Source organism: Dapis purpurea BLCC-M126 (assembly GCF_050015975.1).
In the GTDB taxonomy this organism is placed as follows: Bacteria; Cyanobacteriota; Cyanobacteriia; order Cyanobacteriales; family Microcoleaceae; genus Trichodesmium.
On record NZ_JBNHER010000248.1, the window covers coordinates 1 to 10,887 of the forward strand.

Below are 10,887 nucleotides of genomic sequence, written 5' to 3' on the forward strand. Positions count from 1 at the left end.
GAGACCTCGGCATCCCATCCTAACGGACTGCTCCGCAAACGACCGCTCTCTTGGTCGATTGGATATGGCGAGGAAACCTCGGCATCCCATCCTTCGGAATGCTCCGCAAACGACCGCTTTTTCCTCTTGAAAGAGGAGGCTTTAAACCTGAATTATTTAATTCTTAATTCTTAATTCTTAATTCTTAATTCTTAATTCTTTAATTTCCTGCTATTCATTCAGAAATTTACTCTCAAAGAAATAGTGTTCAACTTTGATGCTATAAAGAACTATACGTTGCTTAATATTTTTTGATAATTCCTCATATTTGTATGCTTATACCAATTTGAGAATTCAATCTTATAAAGAATAGGTTTATTATAAAAGTAGGAAGTACCAATAGTGACAATTATTGACTACTATAATGTCCTGATACCTTATATCTCCTACCAATAACTTCTCAATCTGACGACTACCCTAGCTAAGAATTTGTAGTAAAAATTTATCTAATTGGCATTGCACTTAATTCTTGTTGATTCTTTGATATCTTCAGTTAATTGAAATTAATGATATCTGAACTCTAAGTAATCATAGTTATTAACCAGAGTGACATTCTAATCTCTGAGTTGCTCAATAACATAATCTAAGCTGTGTTTAATTAACTTGATGGCCTTGACAAAAATCAAAAAATAGTATAAAAATAAAATTATAACTACGTAGCATTATTAACAAGATTTTTTGGTATGGTAATTAACCGGAATTGACCTAACTGCTAAAGAATAGTTAGGTTAAAATATCTGTGATATTTATCAGGAAAATTATTAAATATTAATCAAGAATCTTTAGAGTTAAATTACTAAAGATTAAGAATTGTAACAATTGTAAAAATTTGGGAGTTGGTAGTCATGAAGATTCTGGTATTAAGTTGGGAGTTTCCACCAAGAATTATTGGAGGAATAGCACGTCATGTTGCAGAATTATACCCAGAATTAGTTAAATTAGGACATGAAGTTCATTTAGTCACAGTTAAGTCTGGCGAAGCGCCAATGTATGAAATTGTGGATGGAATAGAAGTCCATAGAGTACCAGTAGGGCCAAGTCAAAACTTCTTTCATTGGGTAGCAAATATGAATGAAGCTATGGGTCGTCATGGGGGAAAACTAATCACAGAGGAGAAAAATTTTGATATAATTCATGCCCATGATTGGCTAGTTGCAGATGCAGCAATCGCTCTTAAACATATATTTAGATTACCACTAATAGCTACTATTCATGCTACAGAAAATGGTCGCCACAATGGTATTCATAATCATAGTCAACAGTACATTCATGAAAAAGAAAAAGAGCTAGTTTATAATGCTTGGAGAGTTATTGTTTGCTCTAACTATATGCGAGGAGATGTAACAAGAACCTTAGATAGTCCTTGGGATAAAATAGATGTAATTTATAATGGAATTTGTCCTGAAAAAAAACCAAGTCGAGATGAATTTGATTCTGTACATTTCCGTCGGCATTTTGCAGAAGATGAAGAAAAAATTGTCTACTATTTAGGTAGAATGACTCCAGAAAAAGGATTGTCAGTGCTAATTCATGCTGCACCAAAAGTAATTGCAGAAATCGGCAGTAAGGTAAAATTTATTATGATTGGTGGTGGCAAAACAGATCATTGGAAAGAAGAAATCTGGAATTTGGGAATTTCGGAAAGATTCTGTTTCACAGGGTTTATGTCTGAAGAAAATTTACATCAATTTCAAGCGATCGCCGACTGTGCAGTATTTCCGAGTCTTTATGAACCGTTTGGTATTGTTGCCCTAGAAAGTTTTGCAGCACGGGTGCCAGTCGTGGTTTCGGATACAGGTGGTTTGCCAGAAGTGGTTGAACATGGTAGAACAGGTATTGTTACCAAAGTTGGTAATCCGACTTCCCTAGCATGGGGCATTCTAGAAGCTTTGAAAGATCCTAGCTTTGTTCAGCAGTTAGTAAATAATGCTTATCAGGAATTAGAGTATAAATTTTCTTGGGGTAGGATAGCAAAACAAACAGATGGAGTGTATCAGAGAGTAGTAGCAGAAAGGTTGCAGGTGGTTTGGCAATAAAAAGGAGAAGTCAGGAGTCAGGAGTCAGTAGTCAGTAGAAAGAGGTGTTATTATCATTTTTGACCGTGAAATAATTGGATTCTGCAAAATATACATCTGACTTCAATCATTTTTGTAGACCAAACTATTCGTAATATTCTTTTTTCAAAATGGTATAATACACCCTAATGGACTGTTTCATCTTAAATGTTGTAATAGATGTAGGTTGGGTTGAGGGAACCCGAAACCCAACAACAATCTTTCTCCCCTACTCCCTGATGCACTATTTTAGGTGAAACAGTTGACTACTCGACTTTTGACTTTTGTAGCAGTCGCCAGGGGGGTTATGTTATGTTCGGTTAAAAGTTATATATAATTAAAGTTCGTAGTAGGGCTTCAGCCCTATCTACAGTTCGGGCTGAAGCCCTACTACAAACAAAAATTTTCTTATAAGTGATTATCCGCAATTCGTAGCTCCCCCGGAGGGGGCACATGATATTAGAACATTCTCGCGCCTCTGAAATTTAGTCTGTGCTCCGAGTGTAGTGGCGAATAGCCATTCGCCACTACTGACTTTTAACTTCTAACTTTTGACTTCTACTTGCTTGACGTAAAGATTTAATCGTCGCGATCGCTTTTTCTGCTACTATATCTATTTCTTCAACAGTATTAAACCGTCCAATACCAAAACGCACAGAAGCGTAAGCTAACTTTTCTGAACGCCCTAATGCTTGCAAAACATGAGAAGGTTCAATTTTAGCGGAAGTGCAAGCGGAACCAGAAGAAACTGCCATCACACCTTGCAACCCCAACAATAACGCTTGTCCATCTACACCCTCAACACTAATATTCAAATTTCCAGGCAAACGCTCCGTAGGATGTCCGTTGAGAAAAATATTTTCCAATGTTTGCAGTTTCTCCCATAACCGTTGTCGCAAACTGGTTAACCGTTTTGCCTCCGACTCCATTTCTGCTAACGCCACTTCCACCGCTTTACCAAAACCAACTATTTGAGGCGTACACAAAGTACCGGAACGCATTCCTCGTTCGTGTCCTCCCCCATGTATTTGAGACGCTAGTTTTACTCTTGGATCGCGACGACGCACATAGATAGCACCAATACCTTTTGGTCCGTAAATTTTATGGGCAGTTAATGACATTAGATCGATATTCATTGCCTGTACGTCAAGGGGAATTTTACCAATAGCTTGTGCAGCATCAGTATGGAAAATAATGGAATTTTCTTTGCAAATTTTTCCTATTTTTGCCAAGGGTTGTAAGACACCAATTTCATTATTTGCTGCCATAACAGATACGAGAATTGTATCTTCACGCAAAGCTGTTTCTAGGGTGTTTAAATCAATAATTCCATCTGTATTTACAGGCAAATAAGTAACTTCAAATCCTAGATTTTGTAAATATGTACAGGGATCTAAAACTGCATTATGTTCGGTAGCGACTGTAATAATATGTTTGCCTTTATCGAAGTAAGCTTCTGCTATTCCTTTGATAGCTAAATTATTTGCTTCTGTGGCTCCACTGGTAAAGATAATTTCTTCAGGAGTAGCGTTAATAGCTGCAGCCAAAATTTCTCTAGCTTTTTTCACTGCTGCTTCTGCTTCCCAACCATATTGATGAGTTATGCTAGCGGGGTTGCCAAAATGTTCGATGAAATAAGGCAACATTGTTTTTAATACTCGTTCATCCAGAGGAGTAGTAGCATTGTAGTCGAGATAAATAGGACGTTTTAACATAGCGATCGCTTAATAATTGGTAGTAGTATATTCTATGTTCTCATATTTTACAGCATTAGAAACTAGGTTTGTGGGATTAGGCTCGTAGTTGGGCTTTAGCCCTCCCATATTTATCTTAGAAACTGTTTGAGAAGTGTTGGATGAAACCGATGAATCCTAAAAACCTAACCCCCCTCCCCCCCTTCCCTACAAGGGAATGGGGGTTTCAAAGCCTCTCTCCTTGTAGGAGAGAGGTTTTTATGAGTTGACAAACAGTTTCTTAGGGCTAAAGCCCAACTACAAACAAAGACTTTACGATCGCTTCAATGAGCTGTGTCACTCCACTACTACCCTATTATAACGCCGATCGCATAACCGGATTTCATTCATCAATTAATTTGTTTTCCGCTACGAATCAAAACAAATTTTTATGCTAGTTAATTAATCTGATTTAATTTTTTAAATTTCTGGCTTCCGTATCAATACTGAACAATTTATCTTTGTCTGTAAAAATACATAAAAATGGATGATTAAATATAACAATACAAGAAATTACTTACTTTCACTTGATTTAATCAAAACTTAATTCAGTAAATTTATCAATTTACATTGACTGAAAAAAAAAATTATATTTGTACAAGTAATATCTTAGAAGCCAAATTTTATTCTACCTCTGAACTAGATTGAAATCAGGTTTTTTCAGTCATCGGCATCTGTATCTACTACTTTCTATCCATCATTATCATCTTTAGTTCCGGAAGCAAATACCTATGCAAACTAATTCTGTGTTCCAAACAACCGTAACAAGCTCCTTCTCCTTCTGCCAATACTCCCTAACAGAAGTTACTAATTCTATTAAGGTATCTATAGCTGATGCCCGCGAACTTGTAGTTATTGATGCAGGTGTTGATGACTATCAACAGTTACTTCAGGGTATTAAACCTGGTATTTATGGGATGGTTTTGAACCCGGATCGCGATGGTGTCCAACAAATAACTCAGATTTTACGGAACTATCGAGGGATAGAAACGCTACATATTTTGTCCCACGGTTCCCCTGGGTGTTTGCACTTAGGAAATACTCAACTGAGTTTGGAAACTTTAGATAAATATACTGAAGAGCTACAACAGTGGTTTATTGAAGTTCCCTCGCCCAATTTATTTATCTATGGTTGTGAAGTTGCTGCGGGAAATACAGGCACAGAATTTCTGGCAAAAGTACGAGGTTTGACTAAAGCTAATATTGCAGCTTCGGCTAACTTAACCGGGAATGCTGCTTTGGGTGGCGACTGGGAGTTGGAAATTAGTTTGGGTGAAGGACAATTTGTTCCGGCTTTTACTTCAGAAAGTTTAGTAAATTATGCTTCGGTATTGGATACTGGTGACTCTATAGTATCTGGACTCCCCTTATTCGCTCAAGAATGGATCGATAAAAACAACCCTGTTCCTAATGTTTCAATTACGGAAGGGAACAATCAAATCACTGCATCCTATGATGGAACTCTGGATCTTACTGCCAATATCAACGAAATTCTGGCGAAACTGAATTTAACCCCTATTACTCAACAGATTACCGCTACCAATCCTACTCTAGTCGTCCAAGGAACAGCCCAAAATCCTACGGGTTATGAATTTTCTGTTTCCGGAGTTCCAGTTGGAGAAATAATGAATGGGTTGGGACAACTCAGTAATAGTGCGGGTTTATTCAACGGAGTCAGTAGTACAGGAAATGTGGATTTGGTCCTGTCTGATAAAGGTGTAAAAGTTAATTATGCCCAACCAGTTGAGCTTAGTATTAACGATATTATTGATATTGGCGATGCAGTAGATAGCAATAGTCAGATTGCTTTTGTGCAAAAGGCCATTGAGAATATTGAGAAGAGTTTGGGTGATGAAACTAAAATTACCCTTGAGAATAGTAGTTTAGAGGTAACTCAAGATGGAGAAACTGAAATTAGGCTCGAGAGTACAATTAATGAAGAGCTGGTAATTATACATTATCGGACTCCGACAAATTTGAGCTTTAGTTTGCCCGGTTTTGATGGATTAGACTTATCAAATCTCCTGAGTAGTTTCTCTCTCAACATTCCAGGAATTGATCTGCCGGAACTAGGGAGTTTTGATTGGCCAAGCTTGAATTTAGAGGGATTGGACTTTGAATTATCATTCCTGGATGGCATCCCTAACTTTAACTTCACCCTGCCGAATTTACCCATTGCCAATCTTAAATCTTTATTTGATGGTTTTGGCCTTTCTCTACCGAGTCTTGATTTTCTTTTCGAGCTGCCAAATTTACCAAACCTATCATTAAGTATTGGTACTGACTTTTTCAGGATAGAAGGCTTAAATTTAAACTTTGGTGATTTTCTCCAGGGTTTTGGGGTAGACTTGCCTGGGTTGCCAGACTTCAACTTTGAGATGCCCAGTTTGGATATTGCTTTTGTCAATGGCATTCCCACCATCGAATTTCCGTCACTGCCGACAGATTTCATTAGTGGTTTACTTCCCACTATTGATGCTGATTTTCAATTTGCCAAAGATTTACTGAACCCTATTATCAATGAGGCTAAAAAGTTCAAGGTTGAACCGAAGAAAGACGAAATCAAGATTACCTATCTAGAGACGATAGATATTGGTAATATTGTGGAAACAGTCGCTTCAGAAGCAGGATTAACAATTGACTTAGAAAAATTAACGGTTAAAAATCCTGGGTTGCGGATTAAAAAACAGGAAGATGGCCAACGTCTTTACGAAGTCAATATTGGCGAATTTTCTCCAACTGAAGCAGTCAACTTCCTGACTGGTGAAGCAGGACTGAAATTACCGGATATTATCCAAAACGAACTTGACAAAGTAGGCAATGTGAGCTTATCCGCATCGAAACAAGGATTTGGTCTGACTTATTTGGATAATATCACTTTAGACGTTAACAACCTAATTGATAGCGATGGCTTGCTCAAGGATGCTGCTAATACCATTACTGAGGTATTGTTGGGAGATGGGGACGAAAATAAAGAGGGTACTCAGCTTGTTTTAGCGAAACCGGAAGTAGAATATACCAATAAAGATAATAATAAAACGTTAAGTTTAGCCAGCAGTTTTAACGGGGCAAGTTTTAACCTCAGTTTTGATGTCGATAATGTTAGCAGTTCTCAGATTCCTAAGTTGAGTGATTTGAAGTTTGAACTGCCAGAATTTGATGCCACGAAGCTGACAAATGCTTTTAAGGAGATTGCAGGAACAGAATTACCAGAATTTGCCAAAGAATTAATAACTGCTTTGGGTGGTTTAGCCAGTTTGGATATTGAATTTAACGATAATGGATTTGGTGTGACTTATCCTGGTGAACTCAATATTTCCAGCACTATTAATAGCCTCCTTTCTACATTAGGCTTGGGCGATAATGTCTTGTCCGATCTAAATGTAACCAAACCTGGTTTACGAGTAACAACAGACGATACAGGGAAGAAAATTTATGAAGCTTCCGTTGGAGAATTTTCACCCACAGAAGCAGTAGAGTTCTTGAGTGATACCTTGGGAGTACAATTACCCGATAGTATCCAAGGGCAACTCAACAAAGTAGGTAAGGTGAATATCACCGCATCTAACCAAGGATTTGGCATTACCTATCTAGATGATGTCACCTTAGATGTCAACAATATAGTGGGTAGTATTACCGACAGTGATTTTATTAAAGATGCCGCTAATACTGTCACCGAAGTTCTTTTAGGAGATGGTGATGCAGACACAGAAGGAACTCAGCTTGTTCTAGCCAAACCCGGAATAGAGTACGAGACAACAAATAATACCAAAGAATTAAGCTTTGCAGGTGATTTTAACGGGGAAAAAATTGATTTCAGTTTCGATATCAGTGATGTTCAGAATACAATTCCTAAGCTGAGTGGACTGAAGTTCGGTTTACCAGAACTTGATGGCGCGAAGCTGACAAATGCCTTCCAGGAGATTGCCGGAACAGAATTGCCAGAATTTGCCAAAGAATTAATAACTGCTTTGGGTAGTTTAGCCAACTTCAATGTTGAATTGAACGATGATGGACTTACTGTTACTTATCTGGACAACCTCAACATTTCCAGCACCATTAATAGCCTCCTTTCTAGCTTAGGCTTGGGCGATAATGTTATATCTCAACCCCTAACAGTCAGTAATCCCGGTTTAGGAATTACTAAAGACGAGGCTGGGAACCAAAATTATGAACTATTCGTCAGCGAATTTTCTCCCAACCAACTGATCGATCTATTTGACGGTTTACTGCCAGGTGTTACCTTACCCTCCGATATCAGTAATAAAATCAAAAGCTTTGGGAATGCCAGTTTATCCTTATCAAGTCAAGGGATTTCTGTTACCTATTTAGAAGATGTTACCTTCGATTTGAACGGTTTAATTGGGGATAGTTTTAGTTCCCTGAGTTTTATTGACGATGCAGTTAATAAAATTGCCGAGGTAGTTTTGGGTGATGCGGACAACAATAAAGATGGAACTCAGCTAGTACTTGCCAAACCTCAACTTGAGTTGAAAAACGACTCATTAGGTATTGGTGGATTGTTGAATGAGAAAGAGTTTGACATTAACTTTAAAGAAGGAGTGGAATTTGAATACGATCTCGATTCTCTAAAATTGAATTCCATCTTAGGGGATATTCCGGTGCTGGGAGAGTTTCAGTTAGATGAAACTAATTTATCTTTCGCCGATGAATTTAAGTTGGAGGGCCAAGTCAATTTTGCCAACAACAACGATGATATTTCTAAATTTATCAATGAATATTTAGGAGTAGATAACGTTGGTGTCGCACTAGAAATTGGCAAAAACGATATCTCTTTAGACGGCAATTTAGCCGGGAATATTCCCTTGATTTCTATCGGAGGTTTTAAAGCCACACTGGATAATGCTGCATTAGGATTTGAAATGGATGCAACAGATGCCAATTTAGGAATTGATGGCAGCATTACCCTAGAAGGTTACGATCCAATTCAAAATAACGAACCTCCATTAACACTCTCTGGTGGATTAAAAATCGAGCCTGAATCCCTCACTGGAATATTTAATATTGATGCAGATGGAGTTTGGAAAAATCCCTTTGGCTTACCGAATAGTGAATTAAGGGAACTAGGGGTTCAAGTTGGGGCGACTTATATCGCACCATATATTGACAATGTGGGATTTGTTGGAGACTTAAAATTTGGCAACTATGATTTTGACTCCGCTTTCTTAGTCGATCTTACAGATCCTCAGAAGTTTGCCATAGAATTAACCCTCAACGAAGAACTGGGTTTAGTTGATATTATAACTGGGCCAATATATTCTTATTTACTAAACGCATCGGCAGATTTACCGGTTATTGACGCAGCAGGAGAGTTGTTTCAGAGTCTGAGCAGTCTGGTGCCGATTTCAGTTGTTTCTATTGATGGCCCTGATAAGGATAACCTACCCGATCCGTTGATTAAAATTGTTCCTGCTGACACAAAAGTTGTGGAAAGGACTTTAGAACAAGGGATTGCCTTTAACGCTGGCGTTAAGGTGGGAGGCACAGAAGGCACCCTCAATTTTGAAATGAACCCATTCTCAGCTTCTGGAAGTTTTTTAGAAGGTTCTCTGAAAATACCTGAGATTGATATCCTGGGACTAGGAATAGTCAAGATATCTGGTGTTGACAATGGGCAAGATACTGACTTGAATCTAGACCTGAAAATCAGTCCAAGTGAGGCATATTTCCGAGGGGATGGTCAACTTGAGTTGTTCGGACTTAACATCGCCAGAGCTGATTTCGATATTTCTACCTCTGGTATCAAAGTTGACGAATTAAGTTTGCTCGGTGGGCTTCTCAAACTTTCGGATGTAGAAATTGGGGAATCAAACGGTGGCATCAAAGCAGGGGGTAAGCTCGGATTCTTGGGTCAAAGTTTAGAGGCTGAAATAACAGGAGATAGAGATGGGTTTGAATTAAAAACCGGCTTAACCCTGAATCTTCCAATCTTACCTGATTTGCATGCGAATCTGACAATTGGTTCCGACGGCACCTTCGCAGGTTCAAAGGTGAAAGTTGATACCTCACTGGGTGGTTTTGAACTATCACTCAGCGCTTTAAATTCTATTGATGATTTAGTCGATGCAGCGATCGATAAACTTGGTTTAGGTGGAGTGGTTGAGGCATTTAGTGACGGGATTGAATTTGCCGGTAAGGCTTTGAATAGTGTCGTCGATCTTGGAAAAGATGCCTTCAACGCAGTAGGAGGAGCCTTTGATTCTGCTGTTAACGTCGTTGGCAATGCGTTTAATAAAGTAGGTGAGGTATTAAGTGATGTAGGTGAATTTACCACTAACGCTTTGAAGAATATTGCCGGGTTTGGAGCAAGTGCCTTAAATGAATTCGCAGATTTTGCTGATGACTTAGAATTAGAAGTTTTAGGCATCGACATTGGTGGCGCATTCGGAGACTTTACTGCCTCAGTAGCAAGAGGAATAAGCGGAGCTTTGTCATTGGTAGGCGGTTTGTTTGGCGAGGGTGGCAATAAACCCATTCTCGGTACTAATAACAATGACAACATTTCCGGTACTAATCGCAATGACACCATTTTCGGTGGTAATGGCAATGACACCATTGGTGGTGGTAAAGGCGCAGATCGGCTTCACGGCCAACAGGGTAATGACCAACTCGCAGGTGGTCAGGGACATGATAACCTACAGGGTTGGAGCGGTGATGATAGCCTCGACGGTGGTGAAGGCAATGATACCCTTTACGGTCAAGAGGGTAATGACCTACTTGCAGGTGGTCAGGGAAATGATAACCTACAGGGTTTGACTGGTAATGATAGCCTCAACGGTGGTGACGGCCAAGACTTGCTTTACGGCGAACAGGGTAATGACCTACTCGCAGGTGCTAAAGACAGTGATACCCTTTACGGTCAAGACGGTGATGATACCCTCGACGGTGGTGAAGGCAATGATATCCTTCACGGCCACAACGGCAATGACCTACTTGCAGGTGGTGAGGGACATGATAACCTACAGGGTTTGACTGGTAATGATAGCCTCGACGGTGGTGAAGGCAATGATATCCTTCACGGCCAACAGGGTAATGACTTA

The 10,887-nt window shown here is 39.0% G+C and carries 3 protein-coding genes; 2 read left to right on the forward strand and 1 reads right to left on the reverse strand.

All coding sequences use genetic code 11. The features are described from left to right. Nucleotides 1-884: 884 nt before the first annotated feature. Nucleotides 885-2,075 (forward strand): glycosyltransferase family 4 protein, encoded by a 1,191-nt coding sequence (locus tag ACP6PL_RS22280; RefSeq protein WP_426547472.1) that lies wholly within the window; start codon nucleotides 885-887, stop codon nucleotides 2,073-2,075. A gap of 545 nt (nucleotides 2,076-2,620) precedes the next feature. Here ACP6PL_RS22280 and ACP6PL_RS22285 read toward each other — a convergent pair. Further along, on the reverse strand, nucleotides 2,621-3,808 hold the full coding sequence (locus tag ACP6PL_RS22285; RefSeq protein ID WP_426547473.1) for an IscS subfamily cysteine desulfurase: 1,188 nt from the start codon (nucleotides 3,806-3,808) through the stop codon (nucleotides 2,621-2,623). 749 nt (nucleotides 3,809-4,557) lie between these two features. On the opposite strand from ACP6PL_RS22285, the gene ACP6PL_RS22290 reads away from it, so the two are divergent. Beyond that, nucleotides 4,558-10,887: DUF4347 domain-containing protein (locus tag ACP6PL_RS22290; RefSeq protein ID WP_426547474.1), on the forward strand; the 6,330-nt coding region annotated here is incomplete at its 3' end.